General features: G+C 51.3%; 22 protein-coding genes. 15 read left to right on the top strand and 7 right to left on the bottom strand.

Going from position 1 to position 24,558, the window contains the following annotated elements; translation table 11 throughout:
* The first annotated feature begins 7 nt into the window (after positions 1–7).
* The 7 genes from kdpC (at position 8) to potE (ending at position 8,135) form a co-directional block, all read left to right on the top strand.
* Positions 8–580: a K(+)-transporting ATPase subunit C gene (kdpC, locus tag QUF14_RS03760; protein ID WP_001354849.1), complete on the top strand. Its 573-nt coding sequence runs from the start codon at positions 8–10 to the stop codon at positions 578–580.
* The gene (gene kdpD / locus QUF14_RS03755) at positions 573–3,257 is read left to right on the top strand and encodes a two-component system sensor histidine kinase KdpD (RefSeq protein ID WP_024211920.1); all 2,685 of its coding nucleotides are present in this window, start codon (positions 573–575) and stop codon (positions 3,255–3,257) included. The genes kdpC and kdpD overlap by 8 nt, the downstream gene beginning before the upstream one ends.
* The gene (gene kdpE / locus QUF14_RS03750; protein ID WP_000186090.1) at positions 3,254–3,931 is read left to right on the top strand and encodes a two-component system response regulator KdpE; all 678 of its coding nucleotides are present in this window, start codon (positions 3,254–3,256) and stop codon (positions 3,929–3,931) included. The genes kdpD and kdpE overlap by 4 nt, the downstream gene beginning before the upstream one ends.
* Before the next feature lie 164 nt (positions 3,932–4,095).
* A complete protein-coding gene (locus QUF14_RS28875) occupies positions 4,096–4,227 on the top strand; it encodes a TonB-dependent receptor (RefSeq protein WP_071533241.1) in 132 nt (43 codons plus the stop codon).
* Complete coding sequence (speFL, locus tag QUF14_RS03745; RefSeq protein WP_001312672.1) at positions 4,206–4,310, top strand: leader peptide SpeFL; 105 nt, start codon at positions 4,206–4,208, stop codon at positions 4,308–4,310. Before QUF14_RS28875 ends, speFL begins: the two co-directional genes overlap by 22 nt.
* 310 nt (positions 4,311–4,620) lie before the next feature.
* Complete coding sequence (gene speF / locus QUF14_RS03740; protein WP_286333354.1) at positions 4,621–6,819, top strand: ornithine decarboxylase SpeF; 2,199 nt, start codon at positions 4,621–4,623, stop codon at positions 6,817–6,819.
* Positions 6,816–8,135, top strand: a complete 1,320-nt coding sequence (gene potE / locus QUF14_RS03735) for a putrescine-ornithine antiporter (protein ID WP_000075850.1) — start codon at positions 6,816–6,818, stop codon at positions 8,133–8,135. Before speF ends, potE begins: the two co-directional genes overlap by 4 nt.
* A gap of 222 nt (positions 8,136–8,357) precedes the next feature.
* Here potE and pgm read toward each other — a convergent pair whose 3' ends face one another.
* The gene (gene pgm / locus QUF14_RS03730) at positions 8,358–9,998 is read right to left on the bottom strand and encodes a phosphoglucomutase (alpha-D-glucose-1,6-bisphosphate-dependent) (protein ID WP_001297249.1); all 1,641 of its coding nucleotides are present in this window, start codon (positions 9,996–9,998) and stop codon (positions 8,358–8,360) included.
* A gap of 25 nt (positions 9,999–10,023) precedes the next feature.
* The gene (gene seqA, locus QUF14_RS03725) at positions 10,024–10,569 is read right to left on the bottom strand and encodes a replication initiation negative regulator SeqA (RefSeq protein WP_000848387.1); all 546 of its coding nucleotides are present in this window, start codon (positions 10,567–10,569) and stop codon (positions 10,024–10,026) included.
* Between the two features lie 184 nt (positions 10,570–10,753).
* Between seqA and ybfF the strand changes: the two genes are divergently transcribed.
* The 5 genes from ybfF (at position 10,754) to fur (ending at position 13,356) form a co-directional block, all read left to right on the top strand.
* Entirely contained in the window at positions 10,754–11,518 is a 765-nt protein-coding gene (gene ybfF / locus QUF14_RS03720; protein ID WP_000773298.1) for an esterase, read from the top strand.
* A 139-nt stretch (positions 11,519–11,657) separates the two neighbouring features.
* Positions 11,658–11,951, top strand: coding sequence for a LexA regulated protein (ybfE, locus tag QUF14_RS03715; RefSeq protein ID WP_001300829.1), 294 nt, complete (start codon positions 11,658–11,660; stop codon positions 11,949–11,951).
* A gap of 139 nt (positions 11,952–12,090) precedes the next feature.
* Positions 12,091–12,621 carry a flavodoxin FldA gene (gene fldA / locus QUF14_RS03710; protein WP_001018618.1) on the top strand — a complete coding sequence of 177 codons (531 nt, stop codon included), beginning with the start codon at positions 12,091–12,093 and terminating at the stop codon, positions 12,619–12,621.
* Between the two features lie 209 nt (positions 12,622–12,830).
* On the top strand, positions 12,831–12,917 hold the full coding sequence (uof, locus tag QUF14_RS03705) for a fur leader peptide (protein ID WP_001695552.1): 87 nt from the start codon (positions 12,831–12,833) through the stop codon (positions 12,915–12,917).
* Positions 12,910–13,356 carry a ferric iron uptake transcriptional regulator gene (gene fur / locus QUF14_RS03700; RefSeq protein WP_100733679.1) on the top strand — a complete coding sequence of 149 codons (447 nt, stop codon included), beginning with the start codon at positions 12,910–12,912 and terminating at the stop codon, positions 13,354–13,356. Before uof ends, fur begins: the two co-directional genes overlap by 8 nt.
* Positions 13,357–13,439: 83 nt before the next feature.
* On the opposite strand, the gene QUF14_RS03695 is transcribed toward fur, so the two are convergent.
* The 5 genes from QUF14_RS03695 to nagE all read right to left on the bottom strand — a co-directional run bounded on the left by QUF14_RS03695 (position 13,440) and on the right by nagE (position 20,959).
* The gene (locus tag QUF14_RS03695; protein ID WP_000733585.1) at positions 13,440–13,766 is read right to left on the bottom strand and encodes a ChiQ/YbfN family lipoprotein; all 327 of its coding nucleotides are present in this window, start codon (positions 13,764–13,766) and stop codon (positions 13,440–13,442) included.
* Between the two features lie 49 nt (positions 13,767–13,815).
* A complete protein-coding gene (gene chiP, locus QUF14_RS03690) occupies positions 13,816–15,222 on the bottom strand; it encodes a chitoporin ChiP (protein WP_001258841.1) in 1,407 nt (468 codons plus the stop codon).
* Between the two features lie 578 nt (positions 15,223–15,800).
* Complete coding sequence (glnS, locus tag QUF14_RS03685; RefSeq protein ID WP_001287134.1) at positions 15,801–17,465, bottom strand: glutamine--tRNA ligase; 1,665 nt, start codon at positions 17,463–17,465, stop codon at positions 15,801–15,803.
* 329 nt (positions 17,466–17,794) lie between these two features.
* Positions 17,795–18,775 (bottom strand): IS110-like element IS621 family transposase, encoded by a 981-nt coding sequence (locus tag QUF14_RS03680; RefSeq protein ID WP_000399629.1) that lies wholly within the window; start codon positions 18,773–18,775, stop codon positions 17,795–17,797.
* 237 nt (positions 18,776–19,012) lie between these two features.
* A complete protein-coding gene (gene nagE / locus QUF14_RS03675; protein ID WP_001023131.1) occupies positions 19,013–20,959 on the bottom strand; it encodes a PTS N-acetyl glucosamine transporter subunit IIABC in 1,947 nt (648 codons plus the stop codon).
* A 332-nt stretch (positions 20,960–21,291) separates the two neighbouring features.
* Between nagE and nagB the strand changes: the two genes are divergently transcribed.
* The 3 genes from nagB to nagC are packed head-to-tail and all read left to right on the top strand — an operon-like array spanning position 21,292 to position 24,529.
* Complete coding sequence (gene nagB / locus QUF14_RS03670) at positions 21,292–22,092, top strand: glucosamine-6-phosphate deaminase (RefSeq protein ID WP_001237071.1); 801 nt, start codon at positions 21,292–21,294, stop codon at positions 22,090–22,092.
* Between the two features lie 59 nt (positions 22,093–22,151).
* Positions 22,152–23,300: an N-acetylglucosamine-6-phosphate deacetylase gene (gene nagA, locus QUF14_RS03665; RefSeq protein ID WP_000271153.1), complete on the top strand. Its 1,149-nt coding sequence runs from the start codon at positions 22,152–22,154 to the stop codon at positions 23,298–23,300.
* Between the two features lie 8 nt (positions 23,301–23,308).
* Positions 23,309–24,529, top strand: coding sequence for a DNA-binding transcriptional regulator NagC (gene nagC, locus QUF14_RS03660; RefSeq protein ID WP_000187594.1), 1,221 nt, complete (start codon positions 23,309–23,311; stop codon positions 24,527–24,529).
* Positions 24,530–24,558 lie beyond the last annotated feature (29 nt).

The raw sequence follows: 24,558 nt of genomic DNA, 5'->3' as shown, positions 1-24,558 counted from the left end.
GTTTACCATGCGTGGATTACGTCCGGCATTATCAACATTTCTCTTTTTGTTACTGATTACTGGCGGTGTTTACCCGCTGCTGACCACCGCGCTGGGGCAATGGTGGTTTCCCTGGCAGGCCAATGGTTCGTTGATTCGCGAAGGTGATACGGTGCGCGGCTCGGCATTAATCGGGCAGAATTTTACCGGCAACGGCTATTTTCATGGTCGCCCGTCGGCAACGGCAGAAATGCCCTATAATCCACAGGCTTCTGGCGGGAGCAATCTGGCGGTTAGTAACCCGGAGCTGGATAAACAAATCGCTGCACGCGTTGCCGCATTACGGGCCGCTAACCCGGACGCCAGCACGAGCGTTCCGGTTGAACTGGTGACGGCGTCAGCAAGCGGGCTGGACAATAACATTACCCCGCAAGCGGCGGTCTGGCAGATCCCACGCGTGGCGAAAGCGCGTAATCTCAGCGTTGAACAGCTCACGCAACTGGTCGCAAAATACAGCCAACAACCGCTGGTGAAATATATCGGCCAGCCGGTCGTCAATATTGTCGAACTCAATCTGGCGCTGGATAAGCTTGATGAATAACGAACCCTTACGTCCCGACCCCGATCGTCTGCTGGAACAAACTGCCGCGCCGCATCGGGGGAAGCTGAAAGTTTTTTTCGGTGCCTGTGCAGGCGTCGGGAAGACCTGGGCGATGCTGGCAGAAGCCCAGCGACTGCGGGCGCAAGGGCTGGATATTGTGGTTGGCGTGGTTGAAACTCACGGACGGAAAGATACCGCCGCAATGCTGGAAGGGCTGGCTGTTCTGCCGCTAAAACGCCAGGCGTACCGTGGGCGGCATATCAGCGAGTTTGATCTCGATGCCGCCCTCGCCCGCCGTCCGGCGCTGATCTTAATGGACGAACTGGCGCACAGTAATGCGCCAGGTTCTCGTCATCCTAAACGCTGGCAGGACATCGAAGAGCTGCTGGAAGCGGGCATTGATGTTTTCACGACCGTCAACGTTCAGCATCTGGAAAGCCTGAATGATGTGGTCAGTGGCGTCACCGGAATTCAGGTGCGGGAAACCGTGCCCGATCCCTTTTTTGATGCTGCCGACGACGTAGTGCTGGTGGACTTGCCCCCGGACGATCTGCGTCAACGGCTGAAAGAAGGCAAAGTCTATATTGCCGGGCAGGCGGAGCGCGCCATTGAACATTTTTTCCGCAAAGGCAATCTGATCGCTCTGCGAGAACTGGCACTGCGCCGTACTGCCGATCGCGTAGATGAACAAATGCGCGCCTGGCGGGGGCATCCTGGCGAAGAGAAAGTCTGGCACACGCGCGACGCGATTCTTTTATGTATTGGGCATAACACCGGCAGTGAGAAACTGGTCCGCGCGGCGGCGCGGCTGGCATCGCGCCTTGGGAGCGTCTGGCACGCGGTGTATGTTGAAACCCCTGCCCTGAATCGCTTACCGGAGAAAAAACGTCGGGCAATTCTCAGCGCCTTACGTCTGGCGCAGGAGCTGGGCGCGGAGACGGCAACACTTTCTGATCCGACGAAAGAGAAAGCCGTAGTGCGTTATGCCCGTGAACATAATCTCGGCAAGATTATTCTCGGTCGCCCGGCCTCGCGCCGCTGGTGGCATCGGGAAACGTTTGCTGACCGACTGGCGCGCATCGCCCCCGATCTCGATCAGGTGCTGGTCGCGCTTGATGAACCACCCGCCCGCCCGCTTAATAACGCGCCGGATAGCCGCTCTTTTAAAGACAAGTGGCGGGTACAGATTCAGGGGTGCGTGGTTGCCGCCGCGTTATGTGCCGTTATCACCTTAATTGCCATGCAGTGGCTGATGGCGTTTGATGCCGCCAACCTGGTGATGCTGTATCTGCTTGGCGTGGTGGTGGTGGCGCTATTTTATGGACGCTGGCCTTCGGTGCTTGCTACCGTCATTAATGTGGTGAGTTTCGATCTCTTTTTTATCGCCCCACGCGGCACGCTCGCCGTCTCTGATGTGCAATATCTGCTGACCTTCGCGGTGATGTTAACCGTCGGGCTGGTGATCGGGAACCTTACTGCTGGCGTGCGTTATCAGGCGCGGGTAGCCCGTTACCGCGAACAACGCACACGGCACTTATATGAAATGTCGAAAGCTCTGGCTGTGGGCCGCAGTCCGCAGGACATCGCCGCCACCAGCGAACAATTTATTGCTTCCACGTTTCATGCCCGCAGCCAGGTGTTGTTGCCCGATGACAACGGTAAATTGCAGCCGTTGACACATCCGCAAGGAATGACGCCGTGGGAAGATGCCATCGCGCAGTGGAGTTTTGATAAAGGCCTGCCTGCGGGCGCGGGCACCGATACGTTACCCGGTGTGCCATACCAGATTTTGCCGTTAAAAAGCGGCGAGAAAACCTACGGACTGGTGATGGTGGAACCGGGGAATCTGCGCCAGTTGATGATCCCGGAACAGCAACGCCTGCTGGAGACGTTCACGCTGTTAGTTGCCAATGCCCTGGAACGCCTGGCGCTGACCGCCAGCGAAGAACAGGCGCGGATGGCAAGCGAACGAGAACAGATCCGCAACGCCCTGCTGGCGGCGCTTTCGCATGATTTACGCACGCCGCTTACGGTGCTGTTCGGTCAGGCAGAAATCTTAACGCTCGATCTGGCAAGCGAAGGATCGCCTCACGCCCGCCAGGCCAGCGAGATTCGTCAGCATGTGCTGAACACGACCCGACTGGTGAATAATCTACTGGATATGGCGCGAATTCAGTCCGGCGGCTTTAATTTGAAGAAAGAGTGGTTAACGCTGGAAGAAGTGGTCGGTAGCGCGCTACAAATGCTGGAACCGGGATTATCATCGCCCATCAACCTGTCTTTGCCAGAACCGCTGACCTTAATCCACGTTGATGGGCCACTCTTTGAACGGGTGCTGATTAATCTGCTGGAGAACGCGGTGAAATACGCGGGTGCGCAGGCCGAAATTGGTATCGATGCCCACGTTGAGGGCGAAAATCTACAACTGGATGTCTGGGATAACGGCCCCGGTCTTCCACAAGGCCTGGAGCAGACGATATTCGATAAGTTTGCTCGTGGAAATAAAGAGTCGGCAGTGCCGGGCGTCGGGCTTGGGCTGGCAATTTGTCGGGCGATTGTGGATGTACACGGCGGCACCATTACCGCGTTCAACCGACCGCAAGGTGGTGCCTGTTTTCGTGTTACACTTCCCCAGCAAACAGCCCCTGAACTTGAAGAATTTCATGAGGATATGTGACAAACGTTCTGATTGTTGAAGATGAACAGGCTATTCGTCGCTTTCTGCGCACAGCGCTGGAGGGCGATGGGATGCGCGTTTTTGAAGCCGAAACGCTGCAACGGGGGCTGCTGGAAGCGGCGACTCGTAAGCCAGATTTGATTATTCTCGATCTCGGCCTGCCAGACGGTGATGGGATTGAGTTTATCCGCGACCTGCGCCAGTGGAGCTCGGTGCCAGTAATTGTGCTTTCCGCCCGCAGCGAAGAGAGCGACAAAATCGCCGCGCTGGATGCCGGAGCGGATGATTACCTGAGTAAGCCATTTGGTATTGGCGAATTACAGGCCCGTCTGCGCGTTGCTTTACGTCGCCACTCCGCCACCACCGCGCCCGAGCCGCTGGTGAAATTTTCTGATGTTACCGTCGATTTAGCCGCCCGCGTGATTCACCGCGGTGAGGAAGAGGTGCATCTCACCCCGATTGAATTCCGCCTGCTGGCGGTGCTGCTCAACAATGCCGGAAAAGTGCTCACCCAGCGCCAGCTTCTCAACCAGGTGTGGGGACCAAACGCGGTCGAACACAGCCACTATTTGCGTATTTATATGGGACATCTGCGACAAAAACTGGAGCAAGATCCCGCCCGCCCTCGCCATTTTATTACTGAAACCGGTATTGGGTATCGGTTTATGCCATGAATTATTATTCAATAAATACGCTTAACTAATTATTAATTCATTATTAAACCTGCCCCGAAAATTATTATTTGGCAGGTTTAATTTCTTAATGAAAATATAACCTACGAAATTACAACATTTAAACAACAAAACAGCATCTAATATGGCGCCACTCTTAATTAACGATTTATTATTTTGGGCGTGATCGTTTTTTGTTGATCTTCTTCACAGTTTATAGCCTTTTCATGGATAGAATAACTCTACCTTCAACTGACACAGCAAAAGGTAAAGGTAAATGGAAAATAATAACCGCTTAATGCCTCATATAAGGCGGACAACCCATATCATGAAGTTTGCCCATCGTAATAGTTTTGACTTTCATTTCTTTAATGCCCGTTAGTCTTCTGACTAAAGGGCACCCCAGCGTACAGGTCTCCCTGACTTTAAGCATTACAGGTTAATACCTGTATCCCTCGGTGCTCATATACTGCTAACCCTTTTAAACTCTAAATAATTCAAGTCGCAGCACTAGCAACTTGAAGTATGACGAGTATAGCCAGTTACCGGGCTGGTCTGGGTTATTGCATCTGCAAAAAGCAAACTACTGATTTATTTATCAGCGGTGGAGTTTTGCTTTTTTTCCGGCGTGATCGATTTCTCCTTTGAGAAATTGAGGACCTGCTATTACCTGAAATAAAGAGATGAACAAAATGTCAGAATTAAAAATTGCCGTTAGTCGTTCTTGCCCGGATTGTTTTTCCACTCATCGTGCATGCGTGAATATTGACGAAAGTAATTATATTGACGTTGCCGCCATTATTTTGTCGGTCAATGATGTTGAACGTGGAAAACTCGATGAAATAGACGCTACTGGCTATGGCATTCCTATTTTTATTGCAACGGAAAATGAAGAACGTGTACCAGCAGAATATCTGCCACGTATTACTGGTGTCTTCGAGCATTGCGAATCACGGAAAGAATTTTACGGACGTCAGTTAGAAACCGCCGCCAGCCATTATGAAACGCAGCTGCGCCCGCCCTTCTTCCGCGCACTGGTCGATTATGTCAATCAGGGCAATAGCGCTTTTGACTGCCCGGGTCATCAGAGGGGTGAGTTTTTCCGTCGCCATCCGGCAGGCAATCAGTTCGTGGAATATTTTGGCGAAATGCTCTTCCGCTCCGACTTGTGTAATGCCGACGTAGCAATGGGCGATCTACTGATTCATGAAGGTGCGCCATGCATTGCACAGCAACATGCAGCTAAAGTGTTTAATGCCGATAAAACGTACTTTGTTTTAAACGGCACCTCCTCTTCCAACAAAGTGGTTTTAAACGCCCTGCTAACACCGGGTGATCTGGTGCTGTTTGACCGCAATAACCATAAGTCTAACCACCACGGGGCCTTGCTACAGGCTGGTGCAACACCGGTTTATCTGGAAACAGCACGTAACCCGTATGGTTTTATCGGTGGTATTGATGCGCACTGCTTCGAAGAAAGTTATCTGCGTGAACTGATTAAAGAAGTTGCACCGCAACGGGCAAAAGAGGCGCGTCCGTTCCGCCTCGCTGTGATTCAGTTAGGCACCTACGACGGTACTATTTATAACGCCCGCCAGGTGGTGGATAAAATCGGTCATCTGTGTGACTACATCCTGTTTGACTCAGCATGGGTCGGCTATGAACAGTTTATTCCGATGATGGCGGACTGTTCGCCGCTGCTACTGGAGCTTAATGAGAACGATCCGGGTATTCTGGTTACGCAATCTGTACATAAGCAGCAGGCTGGTTTTTCCCAGACTTCACAAATTCATAAAAAAGACAGCCATATCAAAGGGCAACAGCGTTATGTCCCGCACAAACGCATGAACAACGCCTTTATGATGCACGCCTCCACCAGCCCGTTCTATCCGCTGTTTGCCGCACTGGATATTAACGCCAAAATGCATGAAGGTGTCAGCGGTCGTAATATGTGGATGGATTGTGTGGTTAACGGTATTAATGCCCGCAAATTGATCCTCGATAACTGTCAGCACATTCGTCCGTTCGTTCCTGAACTGGTGGATGGTAAACCCTGGCAATCGTATGAAACAGCGCAAATTGCGGTTGATCTGCGCTTCTTTAAATTTGTACCCGGTGAGCACTGGCATTCTTTTGAAGGTTACGCAGAGAATCAATACTTTGTCGATCCGTGCAAACTGTTGCTGACAACTCCTGGCATTGATGCACGTAACGGCGAATATGAAGCATTCGGTGTACCCGCGACGATTCTTGCTAACTTCCTGCGCGAAAATGGCGTAGTGCCGGAAAAATGCGATCTTAACTCCATCCTCTTCCTGCTGACTCCGGCAGAAGATATGGCCAAACTGCAGCAACTTGTTGCCCTGCTGGTACGCTTCGAAAAACTACTGGAAGCTGATGCGCCTCTGGCGGAAGTATTGCCTTCCATCTACAAACAGCATGAAGAGCGCTACGCCGGTTATACCCTGCGTCAGTTGTGCCAGGAAATGCATGATTTGTATGCCCGTCACAACGTGAAACAACTGCAAAAAGAGATGTTCCGTAAGGAACACTTCCCACGCGTCAGCATGAATCCACAGGAAGCCAACTATGCCTACTTACGCGGTGAAGTGGAACTGGTTCGTCTGCCGGATGCAGAAGGCCGTATCGCAGCCGAAGGTGCGCTTCCTTATCCTCCGGGTGTGCTGTGTGTTGTTCCGGGTGAAATCTGGGGTGGTGCTGTTCTGCGTTACTTCAGCACTCTGGAAGAAGGGATCAACCTGCTGCCAGGTTTTGCACCGGAGCTGCAGGGTGTCTATATCGAAGAACATGATGGTCGTAAGCAAGTTTGGTGCTATGTCATCAAGCCTCGTGATGCGCAAAGCACCCTGTTGAAAGGGGAAAAATTATGAGTCAGGCTAAATCGAACAAAATGGGCGTCGTTCAGTTAACCATACTGACGATGGTCAACATGATGGGCTCCGGCATCATCATGCTGCCGACAAAGCTTGCCGAAGTTGGGACAATCTCAATAATCTCCTGGTTGGTGACAGCCGTAGGCTCAATGGCGCTGGCATGGGCATTCGCAAAATGCGGTATGTTCAGCCGTAAATCAGGCGGTATGGGCGGTTATGCCGAGTATGCTTTCGGTAAATCCGGTAACTTTATGGCGAACTATACCTACGGCGTCTCGCTGCTGATTGCTAACGTGGCGATTGCTATTTCGGCAGTTGGTTACGGCACCGAACTGCTCGGCGCGAGTTTGTCACCAGTGCAGATTGGTCTGGCAACCATCGGAGTGCTGTGGATTTGTACCGTGGCTAACTTTGGTGGTGCGCGCATTACCGGGCAAATCAGTAGCATTACCGTGTGGGGGGTCATTATTCCGGTGGTAGGCCTGTGCGTTATCGGCTGGTTCTGGTTTAGCCCGACACTTTACGTTGATTCCTGGAATCCGCATCATGCACCGTTCTTCAGTGCGGTAGGTTCTTCCATCGCCATGACGCTGTGGGCTTTTCTTGGTCTGGAGTCTGCGTGTGCGAATACTGATGTAGTGGAAAACCCGGAACGTAATGTGCCAATCGCGGTACTCGGCGGTACGTTAGGTGCGGCGGTGATTTATATCGTCTCCACCAACGTGATTGCCGGGATTGTGCCCAATATGGAGCTGGCAAATTCAACGGCACCATTTGGTCTGGCCTTCGCGCAAATGTTCACACCGGAAGTGGGTAAAGTCATTATGGCGCTGATGGTGATGTCCTGCTGCGGTTCGCTACTTGGCTGGCAGTTCACCATTGCCCAGGTGTTTAAATCTTCATCTGATGAAGGCTACTTCCCTAAAATTTTCTCCCGTGTAACCAAAGTGGATGCACCGGTTCAGGGGATGTTGACCATTGTGATTATTCAGAGTGGATTGGCACTGATGACCATTAGCCCGTCACTGAACAGCCAGTTCAACGTGCTGGTTAACCTGGCCGTGGTGACCAATATCATCCCATATATTCTGTCGATGGCGGCATTAGTCATTATTCAGAAGGTCGCCAATGTGCCACCATCAAAAGCGAAAGTAGCAAACTTTGTTGCCTTTGTTGGTGCGATGTACAGTTTCTATGCGCTGTACTCATCCGGGGAAGAAGCCATGCTGTACGGTTCCATCGTGACTTTCCTTGGTTGGACACTGTATGGTCTGGTATCACCACGCTTTGAACTGAAAAACAAACACGGTTAAAAAAGCGAAATAAAAAAGGGCGATTGAATGATCGCCCTTTCAGATTATTAACAAAGTGCTCGTTGTTCATGCCGGATGCGGCGTGAACGCCTTATCCGTCCTACAAAATAGTGCAAATTCAATATATTGCACCATCCTCGTAGGCCTGATGAACGTAGCGTATCAGGCTATCATAAGTAAAAAGGGCGATCTTCCGATCGCCCTTTTTCTTATTTAATGTGTTTACGCGTTTTTCAGAACTTCGCTAACAATCTCAACCGCTTCTTTCTCAATCTGCTTGCGATGTTCTTCACCAAGGAAGCTTTCGCAGTAGATTTTGTATGCGTCTTCTGTGCCTGACGGACGCGCGGCGAACCAACCGTTGTCAGTCATCACTTTCAGACCGCCAATAGAAGCACCGTTGCCCGGTGCCGCCGTCAGGCGCGCGGTGATCGGGTCGCCTGCCAGGGTGCTGGCGCTCACCATTTCCGGAGACAGCTTAGACAGCGCCGCTTTTTGTGCGGAAGTCGCAGCTGCCTGCAAACGGTTGTAGCTCGGCGCACCAAAGCGTTTTGCCAGTTCGTTGTAGTGTTCCTGCGGGTTCTTACCGGTAACAGCAGTGATTTCCGCCGCCAGCAGACACATGATGATGCCGTCTTTATCAGTAGACCACGGCGTGCCATCGAAACGCAGGAAGGAAGCCCCCGCGCTTTCTTCGCCGCCGAAGCCAAAGCTGCCGTCAAACAGACCATCCACAAACCATTTGAAACCTACCGGTACTTCTACCAGCTTACGGCCCAAATCGTTGACCACGCGGTCGATCATCGCAGAAGAAACCAGCGTTTTACCGACAGCAACATCTTTGCCCCACTGCGGACGATGCTGGAACAGGTAGTTGATCGCCACCGCCAGGTAGTGGTTCGGATTCATCAAACCTGCCGGAGTGACGATACCGTGACGGTCATAATCCGGGTCGTTAGCAAACGCCAGATCGAACTTATCACGCAGTGCCAGCAGACCCGCCATCGCACACTCGGAGGAGCAGTCCATACGGATCGCGCCGTCTTTATCGAGGTGCATAAAGCGGAAGGTTTGATCGACCTGATCGTTAACGATGGTCAGGTTAAGGTTGTAATACTCGCCAATACGCTTCCAGTATTCGATACCGGAACCGCCCAGCGGATCAACGCCCAGCGTCAGGCCCGCTTTCTGAATCGCCGCCATATCAACGATATCGGCCAGACCTTCCACAAACGGCTGCACCAGATCCTGCTCTTTCACATGACCGGATGCCATCGCTTCGTCAAGGGAGATACGCTTCACGCCTTTCAGGCCATCGGCCAGCAGTGCGTTGGCCCTGTCTTCCACCACTTTGGTGACGTTAGTATCAGCCGGGCCACCATTTGGCGGATTGTACTTGATACCACCATCTTCCGGCGGGTTATGGGACGGTGTAATCACGATACCGTCTGCCAGCGGGCCACCTTTTTTATTGTGAACCAGGATGGCATTGGAAACGGCAGGCGTCGGAGTGAAGCCATTGTTTTCCTGCACAATAACATCTACGCCGTTCGCTGCCAGCACTTCCAGTACGGAAATGAACGCAGGCTCGGACAGGGCGTGAGTATCTTTACCCACATAGCAAGGGCCAGTGATGCCGTTTTTCGCACGTTCTTCAGCAATTGCCTGAGCGATCGCCAGAATGTGCGGCTCGTTAAAGCTGTGGCGCGCTGCACTGCCACGGTGACCGGAAGTACCGAATTTCACCGCGTGCTCCGCATTCCCTGCTTCTGGTTTCAGTACATAATATTGCGCCGTCAGTTGGGCGACGTTAATCAAATCACTCTGTTGTGCAGGTTGGCCTGCACGATTGTGGATTGCCATTGCTTTGTCCTTTGTCTGCAACGTTTTAGATAGTTCCGCAAACCTTCTCAATCAATTCCGCCGGGAATTGCATCGACTGCATGATGTGTTCGATCATGCTGCATTTACGGCCGGTGTTGGTGTTGGTGATCACCCAATACGGCGTGCCTGGCACATGTTTCGGCTTGGTCTGATTACCATTTTTCAGCAGCGTTTGTTCATCTGCCGCAAAGTAAACGCGTGTACGACCGTGCAACGATTCCGTGGCCTCGGCAAACGCCTGGGCGTCAAGAGAATATAGTGTAGACAACAGCAGCATGAAGCGATTGACCGCTCGCTTTTGCTCTGCGTATTCGTCTGAAAGCAAAAGTTCACGCATTGCGCGAACCTTGTCTTTAATCGTTTTGACCGGCTTCGCTTCGACGATAGCAGGTGACGCAACGCGAACCTCTTTCGTCACCGGAGCAGCAGGCTGTGATGCGGCGGAAAATTTCAACATACGCCGTAAAATGTCGGATGCGCTCTCGCCGATATGCTTAGTGTGGCTGGCAATATAGCTGTAGAGTTCATCATCAACTTCAATCGTTTTCATCTTAATCCAGTGCAGTGTCTTAGCTGAATACAAGTCGCCAGGAGTATATGAATAAATCCCGGCAGCGGATAGCGTCAAGCCTGGCTTGCAGAAAAACTCGGATTAAACCTTATTTGTTGCAGCCCTGTGGCACAATGGTCAACATAATACCCTAACCCGACAACGCGAAAAAAAGAACTTTGCCATGAAATTGAATATCCGCGCGCAAACTGCACAAAACCAGCACAATAATTCTCCCATCGTTCTTGTCCATGGTCTGTTTGGCAGCCTCGACAACCTTGGCGTACTGGCTCGCGATCTGGTAAACGATCACAATATCATCCAGGTTGATATGCGTAACCACGGTCTTTCCCCGAGAGATCCGGTGATGAGTTACCCGGCGATGGCCCAGGATCTTGTTGACACTCTGGATGCACAGCAGATCGATAAGGCAACATTTATTGGACACTCAATGGGCGGTAAAGCGGTGATGGCACTGACTGCACTGGCCCCCGATCGCATCGATAAACTGGTGGCGATTGATATCGCGCCGGTCGACTATCACGTACGCCGTCATGATGAAATTTTCGCGGCTATCAACGCAGTCAGTGAATCCGACGCGCAAACTCGCCAGCAAGCAGCGGCAGTAATGCGCCAGCATCTTAATGAAGAAGGGGTGATTCAGTTTCTGTTGAAATCTTTTGTTGACGGGGAGTGGCGCTTTAACGTGCCGGTATTGTGGGATCAGTATCCGCATATTGTGGGTTGGGAGAAAATCCCGGCATGGGATCACCCTGCCCTGTTTATCCCAGGCGGCAATTCTCCGTATGTTAGCGAGCAGTATCGTGATGATTTACTGACACAATTTCCACAGGCACGAGCGCATGTGATTGCTGGCGCGGGTCACTGGGTCCATGCTGAAAAACCGGATGCGGTATTACGCGCTATCCGTCGCTATCTCAATGATTAACGTAACTGATTAAAAACCCAGCGTCCGCGTCGCTTTCCGCGCGTGGGCGTTGGCGTGACTCATCGCGCTGATGTATTATGGCGCGCTATCCATCCGGGCAGGCGCCTGGCTGATTGTTTCCCCCGAAGTCACCAAGATCATGGCCAAAGAACAAACGGACCGTACGACATTAGATCTGTTCGCGCACGAGCGTCGACCGGGACGACCGAAAACTAATCCGCTTTCGCGCGATGAACAGCTGCGTATTAATAAACGCAACCAGCTAAAACGCGACAAAGTACGTGGCCTTAAGCGTGTCGAACTGAAGCTAAACGCGGAAGCTGTCGAGGCGCTGAACGAGCTGGCGGAATCGCGCAATATGAGCCGTAGCGAACTGATCGAAGAGATGTTAATGCAGCAACTGGCGGCGCTGCGTAGTCAGGGCATCGTTTAAATTTCCACTTTCATGTAGCACAGTGTGCAGTCCTGCTCGTTTGCTGATTCCGCAAGACTGCCTGTTCTGCTATGATTGCCTTTATCCGTGGGCAATTTTCCACCCCCATTTCAATAAGTTTCAAGAGGTTATTTCACTCATGGCTATCACTGGCATCTTTTTCGGCAGCGACACCGGTAATACCGAAAATATCGCAAAAATGATTCAAAAACAGCTTGGTAAAGACGTTGCCGATGTCCATGACATTGCAAAAAGCAGCAAAGAAGATCTGGAAGCATATGACATTCTGCTGCTGGGCATCCCAACCTGGTATTACGGCGAAGCGCAGTGTGACTGGGATGACTTCTTCCCGACTCTCGAAGAGATTGATTTCAATGGCAAACTGGTTGCGCTGTTTGGTTGTGGCGACCAGGAAGATTACGCTGAATACTTCTGTGACGCATTGGGCACCATCCGCGACATCATTGAACCGCGCGGTGCAACCATCGTTGGTCACTGGCCAACTGCGGGCTACCATTTCGAAGCATCAAAAGGTCTGGCAGATGACGACCACTTTGTCGGTCTGGCTATCGACGAAGACCGTCAGCCGGAACTGACCGCTGAACGTGTAGAAAAATGGGTTAAACAGATTTCTGAAGAATTGCATCTCGACGAAATTCTCAATGCCTGATGTGATGCGGCGTAGACTCATGTCTACGCCGTATTAATAGATAATGCCAATCAAAATAATTGCTACAAATTTGTAACTTTTGCTGTTGTACCTGTACAATGTCCCGGTGTTCAAGTGGCCTTGCCGTTGTAAATGTAAGCTGTGCCACGTTTTTATTAACAATATTTGCCAGGGACTTGTGGTTTTCATTTAGGCGTGGCAATTCTATAATGATACGCATTATCTCAAGAGCAAATTCTGTCACTTCTCCTAATGAAGTGAACCGCTTAGTAACAGGACAGATTCCGCATGACTGATAACAATACCGCCCTAAAGAAAGCTGGCCTGAAAGTAACGCTTCCTCGTTTAAAAATCCTGGAAGTTCTTCAGGAGCCGGACAACCATCACGTCAGTGCGGAAGATTTATACAAACGTCTGATCGATATGGGTGAAGAAATTGGTCTGGCTACGGTATATCGCGTACTGAACCAGTTCGACGACGCTGGTATCGTCACCCGCCACAATTTTGAAGGCGGTAAATCCGTATTTGAACTGACACAGCAACATCACCACGATCACCTGATCTGCCTCGACTGCGGCAAGGTTATCGAATTTAGTGATGATTCCATCGAAGCGCGTCAGCATGAAATTGCCGCAAAACATGGCATTCGCCTGACTAACCACAGTCTCTATCTTTACGGTCACTGTGCCGAAGGCGATTGCCGCGAAGATGAGCACGCGCACGAAGGCAAATAAGCCAGCCTGAACGAGAAAAGCCAACCTGCGGGTTGGCTTTTTTATGCAAGGGAAATAAGAAAAGCGAGAGTTACAGCTCTCACTTATTTGTTATTACTGCGAATTTCCTGCCAGACTTTATCACAATCGGCTTTCACCGCCTGATCATTTCCGGTTTGCGTTGCACGCAGACACTGCTGATAATCCAGTACGCGTACACTTTCCTGCTCGGCAAACTGCTGATGTTGTTTCTCTTTCTTCAGCACGTTTAACACGCTCTGACAGGCTTCAATTTTTTCCGGCGAACCTTGCGCGGTGTTGATACAGGCGCTGTAAGCTTCTTTCAGATGGCTGTCTTCCTGTGGCGCGGTGGATTGTGCACAAGCCACCAGCCCCGATGCCATCATGGCGATGAGAATCAGTTTTTTCATTGCAAATTCCTCAAACGTGCGGCAGGCACAAAACCTGCCGCGTCGGGCATCAGAAGATGGTGAATGGTGCGATTACCATAAATTTCACGTCACGCTCATCCTGGAAGATGTTGCCGTAACCACCGCCCCAGCTTGGGATGTCGGAGTGGTTGTCGTATTCGGTAAAGTGCAGTTTGAACATCGTGCCTTTGGCGCGACCGTCCTGAATGGTGTAGACCGCATCCAGGCTGTATGCAGACTCTTCAATAGTCCGGTTCTTGTCGTAGTACGCATCCGGATTGCTCTGCCAGGTAGCGGTTTTAGCATCCCATGCGTAAACGTAGGAAGCGCCGATGGCGAAGCCTGGAAGATTCCAGTTTTTCAGGTCATACATCGCACCGAAGAAGACCGCTTTTTCGCCGTTGGCGTTGAAGTCAGAACGGTTATCCCACCAGATATCCAGGCGACCGTTCGAGGAAGCATAGGTTGGAGTCATACGTTGCAGGAAGTATCCCTGCTGGCCGTCGGCTTTAACCCAGGTGCCTTCCAGACGCAAATCCACTACGTCAGCCGCCCGGTAACCAAAGGTCAACGCTTGCAGCCAGGCAGTGCCGTCGTAAAGGTCGTTGACGCTACGATCGTCAACTTTATCGCGCGTACCGTAGAACTGGTAGCTGGTGGTTAACGGGCTACCGGCGATATCAAATTTGTAGCTGGCTTTGGCAAAATATTGATCAATATACCCTTCCGCCTGACCAAACGCCGCTTCCAGTACGAAGTTATTTTTGAAGTCGTACTTCGCCCCAAGGGAGTGTAGATAATCAACTTTGGTGGTTTTATCGTTCTGATAAAACTCATCCATTTCCAGATGCCACGGCGCTTTATATTCGTTGGTCCACATGTAGGAGAAACTCAACGCACCAGCATCGCCGTAATCAAAATTCGCCCCCGCTTCCGCCCCCTGATAAGTACCCGGCATAAAGCTCCAGTGCGGCGCTAACAGCGTCTGACCGGTTGGCTGAATATAACCTGCCCGCGCCCACACCGGACCGTATTTAAATTTGGCCGCTGCTTTATACAGGCTTATACCGCTTTTATCGCCGGACCAGTCTTCGTCATAGGCTTTATTGCTTTTTGAAAACGCGATTTCGTTCGGGTGAGAACTGTCGCCGTTTTCCGCCATTTCAATCGCCGTAAACGCCGCAATATCAAGGCCGAACATATCAGCAGCATAACCAGACTGAAAATCGAGGTTGGCATTCCAGGTGGAGTGAGAAAGGTTAGTTTTGTATTTGTCGCCGTCGGTAACGTCTTTACGGTCGCGTTCACGCTGCCAGTAATAGATACCGCCGGTTAAGGTTGAATCGTCGATGAATCCTTCGGCGCGAGCCTCCGGCATTGCCATAAAGCCCGACATTGCTGTAACACCGGCGATAGCCAGCGCCAGCGTACTACGTTTGCCACTAAACGTACGCATGGGTTAATCCTCTTTGACGTATAAATTGCTGCACCAAAGGTGAACAGCGAAAAAAAATAAAAATTAAAAAGTAGCGTTGAGAAAAGTCTCGCTGACTACAGGAACAGACTATTTTTCGCGACGCGAATTATCAATCTCTTTCTGTAACCAGAATGTAAGAACATGAGCAACCGCACATATTTTGATGATTTTTGTTACAAGGCTTAAGTTTGCAGTTGAAAGGCTTGCAGAAGAATAAAAGCGTGAATTTCCAGCAAGATGAAAACGGTTACATTTTATTTAATTATGGTTTGTGATTTTAAATTTGTTTTATGGATAAATTGCGAAGCGGAATTAATTCGCGAAGAAAAGCAGAAAAAAACGCCGCGGAGCGCGGCGTTTGGGTTTGTTTGCTATTTCTTGCCGGATGCGGCGTGAACGCCTTATCCGGCCTACAAAAGCACGCAAATTCAATATATGGCAGAGATCATGTAGGCCTGATAAGCGTAGCGCATCAGGCAATTTAGCGTTTGAAACTGTTTCTATGTTTCTTGCCGGATGCGGCGTAAACGCCTCACCCGGCCTGGTAGAACTTAAAATTACTCGCCTACTTTCGCCCAGGTATCACGCAGCCCAACGGTGCGGTTAAATACCGGTTTTTCCGCCGTAGAATGGCGGCTGTCGAGGCAGAAATAACCTTCACGCTCAAACTGGAATGCTTTACCCGCTACCGCATCTTTCAGCGAAGGTTCAGCAAAGCCCTGTTTGATCACCAACGATTCCGGGTTAATCACCGACAGGAAATCATCCGCAGCACCTGGGTTCGGCACGCTGAACAGACGATCGTACAGGCGGATTTCAACCGGCAGCGCATGTGCCGCGCTCACCCAGTGAATAACGCCTTTCACTTTACGACCATCTGCCGGATCTTTGCTTAAGGTGTCGGCGTCATAAGTACAGAAGATGGTGGTGATATTGCCTTCGGCATCTTTCTCCACGCGTTCTGCCTTAATAACGTAAGCATTACGCAGACGCACTTCTTTACCCAGCACCAGACGTTTGTACTGCTTGTTAGCTTCTTCGCGGAAATCGGCGCGATCGATCCAAATCTCACCGCTAAACGGCACCTGACGGCTACCCATTTCCGGTTTGTTTGGATGGTTCGGCATGGTAACCATTTCGCCTTCGCCCTGGTAGTTTTCGATAACCAGTTTCACCGGATCGATAACCGCCATTGCGCGCGGGGCGTTTTCGTTGAGATCTTCACGAATGCAGGATTCCAGCGACGCCATCTCAATGGTGTTGTCCTGCTTGGTCACGCCAATGCGTTTGCAGAACTCACGAATAGAAGCCGCCGTGTAACCACGACGACGCAGACCGGAAATAGTCGGCATACGCGGATCATCCCAGCCTTCAACGTGCTTGTCGGTCACCAGCAGGTTCAGCTTACGCTTGGACATCACGGTGTATTCCAGATTCAGGCGCGAGAATTCGTACTGGCGCGGATGAACAGGAATGGTGATGTTGTCCAGTACCCAGTCATACAGACGACGGTTATCCTGGAACTCCAGCGTACACAGAGAGTGTGTAATACCTTCCAGCGCATCGCTGATGCAGTGGGTGAAGTCGTACATCGGGTAGATGCACCACTTGTTACCGGTCTGGTGGTGTTCAGCAAACTTAATGCGGTACAGCACCGGATCGCGCATCACGATAAACGGCGAAGCCATGTCGATTTTCGCGCGCAGGCAGGCTTTACCTTCTTCAAAACCACCGGTACGCATTTTTTCGAACAGCGCCAGGTTCTCTTCAACGCTACGGTCGCGGTACGGGCTGTTTTTACCCGGCTGAGTCAGGGTGCCACGATATTCGCGGATCTGTTCCGGTGTCAGTTCATCAACATACGCCAGGCCTTTATTGATCAGTTCGATCGCATAGGCGTGGAGCTGATCAAAATAATCGGAGGAGTAACGGACGTTACCAGACCAGTGAAAACCTAACCACTCTACGTCGTTTTTGATCGAATCGACATACTCGATATCTTCTTTTACCGGGTTAGTGTCGTCGAAACGCAGGTTGCACTGGCCTTTATAGTCCTGGGCGATCCCGAAGTTCAGGCAGATAGATTTCGCATGGCCAATATGCAGATAGCCATTCGGCTCCGGCGGGAAACGGGTGTGTACTGTGGTGTGCTTACCACTGGCCAGATCTTCATCGATGATCTGACGGATAAAGTTAGTCGGGCGGGCTTCTGCCTCACTCATCGTGGATTCCTCAAAGCGTAAACAACGTATAACGGCGTATGATCTTATAAGCGGGACAGGCTGACAACTGTTAGTTAGTGAAAATCGAAAATCTCACTGAGATTATGGGGATGATTGATGAAAAAAAAAGCGGCAGAGAAGATCTCCACCGCTTCTGCCAGTCCTGCGTCATTGTTGGATGCGACGCTTAAGCGTCTTATCCAACCTGGACTGAGCTTTTGTAGATACTGTTATGGCCTGCAAGTTTTTTTCTACCCTGGTTTCCCAGATTGCAGGCATGCCAGACACAGCGCCGTCAGGCGCTGTTTTTTTCATCCCTTCCGCGATTTTTACGCAGCTACCGGATTATGCCGTGACGCATCGAACGGTACGCCTGACTTCAGCACTCCATACGCCACCTGTGCCAGCTTGCGCATCATCGCGCCGAGAATCACTTTTCCTTTCTTGCCATTAGCCGCCAGACGGTCGCGGAACGCCCGTCCCCACTCAGTCTTACTGGTGGCTACCATTGCAGGCATATACAACGCCCTGCGAAGCGACACATGTCCGGCTTTACTCAACCGGCTTGCCCCTCTCACACTACTGCCTGATTCATAACGCCGTGGTGTCAGACCCGCAAAAGCGGCGAACTGTCTGGCATGGGCGAAGCGGTCCTTCAGACCGATATAAGCCAGTAATACCGCAGATGTTTTCTCTCCGATACCCGGGATACTTTCCAGCAGTTTCCTGCGGTGTTTCATATCCGGATCATCGTCTGTCAGGTCTTTTATCTGCTTCTCAAGACGCTTCAGCTCTGCTTCAAGCCACAGAAGGTGAGCATCAATGCTCGGTCTCTGGACTTCCCGCGCCGTTTCAGTGCGGTTCAGTTCCTGCGTGTGCATATCTGTCAGCGCCTGGTGGCGTACTACCAGGGCACGCAACGCGCGTTCAAGCGGGTGAGGCGCTTCCCAGGCTGCAGGGCGCTTCTGACGACAGAACTCTGCCAGCATGCGCGCATCCACGGTATCAGTCTTGTTACGCAGTCCTTCACTCTGAGCGAAAGCTTTACCCAACGCAGGATTAATGACTGACACTATGTAGCCTGCATCGTAAAGGCACTCTGCGACAGGTTCCATATAGGTGCCGGTCGCTTCGATGCAGATATGCGCATGGTCAATCTTGTGACCCTTCAGCCAGCTCACCAGCTCATCGTGCCCTTTAGTGGTGTTAGCGAATTTTTTGGTGCGATGACGACCATCAGGACGCAACACATCGACATCCAGTTTCTCTTTAGCGGTGTCGATACCGATATAATGAAGTTCATGTTCCATCGTGAAACCAACCTTGCAAATACGGATTACCGGGAAAACCGGTCCATGATACTGTCCGGTTTATCACTTTGGGAGAAAGGCAGTCCGCTGCATAAATCTACGCAACAGGTTGAAAACCTAAGGCCCGATACGGCATGCGGACTGCAGGCAGAGAAAACTGGCCGATTTTCTCTGCACAGGAGGGATAATACAAGGCCTGATAAGACGCGTCATGCGTCGCATCAGGCATGAAGCAGATTACTTTTTGATTTCATACAGCGGCGTTTGACCCGCCACAACATGACCTTGAGCTTTAATGATAAGGCCGCTGAAATCGTCGATATTGCTGCAAACCACCGGGCTAATCATCGAACGGGCGTTAGCGTTCAGGTAATCCAGATCCATTTCCAGAATCGGTTGCCCTGCGCTTACTTGCGCACCCTCTTCCACCAGACGTTTAAAGCCTTTGCCTTCCAGCGCTACGGTGTCGATACCCATATGGACGACAATCTCAGCGCCTTTTTCGGTTTCCAGGCAGAACGCGTGATTGGTGTTGAAGATTTTCACGATTGTCCCTGCGGCTGGCGATACGACGATTTTATCCGTCGGTTTCACCGCCACACCGTCACCCACCGCTTTGCTGGCAAATGCTTCGTCAGGAACCTGATCCAGCGCCACAACATCACCGGTAATCGGCGATACCAGCTCCGCGACAGACACCGCGTTTGGTACGGCCTGCGGTTTTGCTACAGGCACGGTAGTTGCAGGCGCAGTTTCAGCAGAGGCGGCTGCTACCGGACCACGGGCAACGACTTTCTTCATTGCATCGCCAATGGATTCCGCTTTCGCGCCAACAATCACCTGAATAGTCTGTTTGTTCAGTTTTACCACCCCAGAAGCACCCAGACGTTTACACATCGCATCGTTGACGCGAGCTGAGTCAGCCACCGTCAGGCGCAGACGAGTAATACAGGCGTCAATGGCTTTCAGGTTGTCAGTGCCGCCAACCGCAGCAATATAGTTGGTCGCCAGTTGATTGAGACCTTCCTCGGTATTGCTGTTGGCTTCTTCAGTAACGATCTCGTCTTCTTTATCTTCGCGACCCGGCGTTTTCAGATTGAACATGCGGATAACCACACTGAACACCACGAAGTAGATAGCGAAGAACACAACCCCCATCACCAGCAGCATCCAGACGTTCTGGCTGGCGGCCGGCAGGTTATACATCAACGCGTAGTCGATAGCCCCCGCAGAGAAGGAGAAGCCAGCATGGATACCCAGCAGCGTTGCCACAAACAGGCTGATACCCGTCAGCAGTGCGTGCAGGAGGTACAGCAGCGGTGCAAGGAACATGAACAGGAATTCCAGCGGCTCAGTCACACCGGTCAGGAACGCAGTAACAGCAACAGAAAGCAGCATACCGCCAACCATCGGACGACGCTCTTTCGGTGCTGCGAAGTACATCGCCAGCGCCGCGCCCGGCAGACCGAACATCATAATCGGGAAGAAGCCGGACATGAACATCCCCGCGGTGCCGTCACCGGCATAGAAGCGGTTAATGTCGCCGTGGAAAACCGTACCCGCCGCGTTGGTGAATTCACCAATCTGGAACCAGGCGATGGTGTTCAGCACCTGATGCAGACCGGTTGGGATCAGCAGACGGTTGATGAAACCAAAGATACCGGAACCCAGCGCGCCCGCAGAAACGATCCATTCGCCGCCTGCATGGATAGCGTGCTGTACCGGTGGCCAGACGTAACCAAAAATGGCCGCCAGCACCAGGCAGAAGAAGCCGGTGGCGATCGGCACAAAACGTTTGCCACCGAAGAAGCTCAGGAAGTCCGGCAGTTTAATATCGGACCAACGGTTATAGGCAGCACCACCGACCAGACCGGTAATGATACCCGCCAGTACACCCATGTTAATTTCTGGGTTGATGGTCACCATCGCTTTGGTTAACACAAAGTAACCGACCGCACCCGCCAGCGCCGCCGCACCTGCGCTGTCTTTCGACCAGCTGGATGCCACACCGATAGCGAAGATTAATGCGAGGTTATCAAAAATCGCACCGCCCGCCTGGGCAATAAACGCAACGTTAAGTAAATCTGGCTGACCGAATCGCAGCAACAGTGCCGCCACCGGCAGCACCGCGATAGGGAGCTGTAACGCCCTACCGAGTCGCTGGAAAAAACCTAAAATATTCATCTTATTCCCCCTACGAGAACCCTATTTGGCTCGTTTAAAGCCGTATTTTTATTTTGCTGCAAATTGTACTGCCGATGTTCTGTAATCAGATTGTTAGATCATCTGCTACAGAGTGTGTGAAAATTTAATTCGTATCGCAAATTAAACGCGTGTCTTTTGTGAGTTTTGTCACCAAATATCGTTATCATCACTCCCTTTTACTGGCTAAACCAGAAAACTTATTTTATCATTCAAAAAATCAGGTCGGATTGACGCCTGTCTGCGCAAATCCAGGTTACGCTTAAAGATGCCTAATCCGCCAACGGCTTACATTTTACTTACTGAGGTGAATAATGAGACTGATCCCCCTGACTACCGCTGAACAGGTCGGCAAATGGGCTGCTCGCCATATCGTCAATCGTATCAATGCATTCAAACCGACTGCCGATCGTCCGTTTGTTCTGGGCCTGCCGACTGGCGGCACGCCGATGACCACCTATAAAGCGTTAGTCGAAATGCATAAAGCAGGCCAGGTCAGCTTTAAGCACGTTGTCACCTTCAACATGGACGAATATGTCGGTCTGCCGAAAGAGCATCCGGAAAGCTACTACAGCTTTATGCACCGTAACTTCTTCGATCACGTTGATATTCCAGCAGAAAACATCAATCTTCTCAACGGCAACGCCCCGGATATCGACGCCGAGTGCCGCCAGTATGAAGAAAAAATCCGTTCTTACGGAAAAATTCATCTGTTTATGGGCGGTGTAGGTAACGACGGTCATATTGCATTTAACGAACCAGCGTCTTCTCTGGCTTCTCGTACTCGTATCAAAACCCTGACTCATGACACTCGCGTCGCGAACTCTCGTTTCTTTGATAACGATGTCAATCAGGTGCCAAAATATGCCCTGACTGTCGGTGTTGGTACATTGTTGGATGCCGAAGAAGTAATGATTCTGGTGCTGGGCAGCCAGAAAGCACTGGCGCTGCAAGCCGCCGTTGAAGGTTGCGTGAACCACATGTGGACCATCAGCTGTCTGCAACTGCATCCAAAAGCCATCATGGTGTGCGATGAACCTTCCACCATGGAGCTGAAAGTTAAGACTTTAAGATATTTCAATGAGTTAGAAGCAGAAAATATCAAAGATCTGTAATTATTATCCCTGCCCTGACGCATTGCTCAGGGCAATATTTTTTTAAATCGGGGGTCAGAATGTATGCATTAACCCAGGGCCGGATCTTTACCGGTCACGAATTTCTTGATGACCACGCGGTTGTAATCGCTGATGGCCTGATTAAAAGCGTCTGTCCGGTAGCGGAACTGCCGCCAGAGATTGAACAACGTTCACTGAACGGGGCCATTCTCTCCCCCGGTTTTATCGATGTGCAATTAAACGGCTGTGGCGGCGTGCAGTTTAACGATACCGCAGAGGCGGTCAGCGTGGAAACGCTGGAAATCATGCAGAAAGCCAATGAGAAATCGGGCTGCACCAACTATCTGCCGACGCTTATCACTACCAGCGATGAACTGATGAAACAGGGCGTGCGCGTAATGCGCGAGTACCTGGCAAAACATCCGAATCAGGCGTTAGGTCTGCATCTGGAAGGTCCGTGGCTGAATCTGGTAAAAAAAGGCACCCATAATCCGAATTTTGTGCGTAAGCCTGATGCCGCGCTGGTCGATTTCCTGTGTGAGAACGCCGACGTCATTACCAAAGTGACCCTGGCACCAGAAATGGTTCCTGCGGAAGTGATCAGCAAACTGGCAAATGCCGGGATTGTGGTTTCTGCCGGTCACTCCAACGCGACGTTGAAAGAAGCAAAAGCCGGTTTCCGCGCGGGGATTACCTTTGCCACCCATCTGTACAACGCGATGCCGTATATTACCGGTCGTGAACCGGGCCTGGCGGGCGCTATCCTCGACGAAGCCGACATTTATTGCGGTATTATCGCTGATGGCCTGCATGTTGATTACGCCAACATTCGTAACGCTAAACGTCTGAAAGGCGACAAACTGTGTCTGGTTACCGATGCCACCGCGCCAGCAGGTGCCAACATTGAACAGTTCATTTTTGCGGGTAAAACAATATACTACCGTAACGGACTTTGTGTGGATGAGAATGGTACGTTAAGCGGTTCATCCTTAACCATGATTGAAGGCGTGCGTAATCTGGTCGAACATTGCGGTATCGCACTGGATGAAGTGCTGCGTATGGCGACGCTCTATCCGGCGCGTGCGATTGGCGTTGAAAAACGTCTCGGCACGCTCGCCGCTGGTAAAGTAGCCAACCTGACTGCATTCACACCTGATTTTAAAATCACCAAGACCATCGTTAACGGTAACGAGGTCGTAACTCAATAAGAGAAAGTATGACACCAGGCGGACAAGCTCAGATAGGTAATGTTGATCTCGTAAAACAGCTTAACAGCGCGGCGGTTTATCGCCTGATTGACCAGTATGGGCCAATCTCGCGGATTCAGATTGCCGAGCAAAGCCAGCTTGCCCCCGCCAGCGTAACCAAGATTACGCGTCAGCTTATCGAACGCGGGCTGATCAAAGAAGTTGATCAGCAGGCCTCCACCGGGGGCCGCCGCGCTATCTCCATTGTCACCGAAACCCGCAATTTCCACGCAATCGGCGTACGGCTTGGTCGTCATGACGCCACCATCACCCTGTTTGATCTCAGCAGCAAAGTGCTGGCAGAGGAACATTACCCGTTGCCTGAACGCACTCAGCAAACGCTGGAACATGCCCTGCTGAATGCCATTGCTCAGTTTATTGATAGCTACCAGCGCAAACTGCGCGAGCTGATCGCCATTTCCGTGATCCTGCCAGGGCTTGTTGACCCGGACAGTGGCAAAATTCATTACATGCCGCATATTCAGGTAGAAAACTGGGGACTGGTAGAAGCACTGGAAGAACGTTTTAAAGTGACCTGTTTTGTCGGCCACGATATCCGCAGTCTGGCACTGGCAGAGCACTACTTCGGTGCAAGCCAGGATTGCGAAGACTCCATTCTGGTGCGTGTGCATCGCGGAACCGGGGCAGGGATTATCTCTAACGGGCGCATTTTTATCGGGCGCAACGGCAACGTCGGTGAAATTGGCCATATTCAGGTCGAACCGCTGGGTGAACGCTGCCACTGCGGCAACTTTGGCTGCCTGGAAACTATCGCCGCCAACGCTGCCATTGAACAACGGGTGTTGAATCTGTTAAAGCAGGGCTACCAGAGCCGTGTGCCACTGGACGACTGCACCATCAAAACTATCTGCAAAGCCGCGAACAAAGGCGATAGCCTGGCGTCGGAAGTGATTGAGTATGTCGGTCGTCATCTGGGCAAAACCATCGCCATTGCTATCAACTTATTTAATCCGCAAAAAATTGTTATTGCCGGTGAAATCACCGAAGCCGATAAAGTGCTGCTCCCTGCTATTGAAAGCTGCATTAATACCCAGGCGCTGAAGGCGTTTCGTACTAATCTGCCGGTGGTACGTTCTGAGCTGGATCACCGCTCGGCAATCGGCGCTTTTGCGCTGGTAAAACGCGCCATGCTCAACGGTATTTTGCTCCAGCATTTGCTGGAAAATTAATGTGCTTTTATAGTGGCGCTTATTGTTGT

Origin of the sequence: Escherichia sp. HH091_1A (assembly GCF_030295175.1) — a bacterium.
Taxonomy (GTDB): Bacteria; Pseudomonadota; Gammaproteobacteria; order Enterobacterales; family Enterobacteriaceae; genus Escherichia; species Escherichia coli_F.
This window is presented reverse-complemented; position numbering and strand designations above follow the sequence as displayed.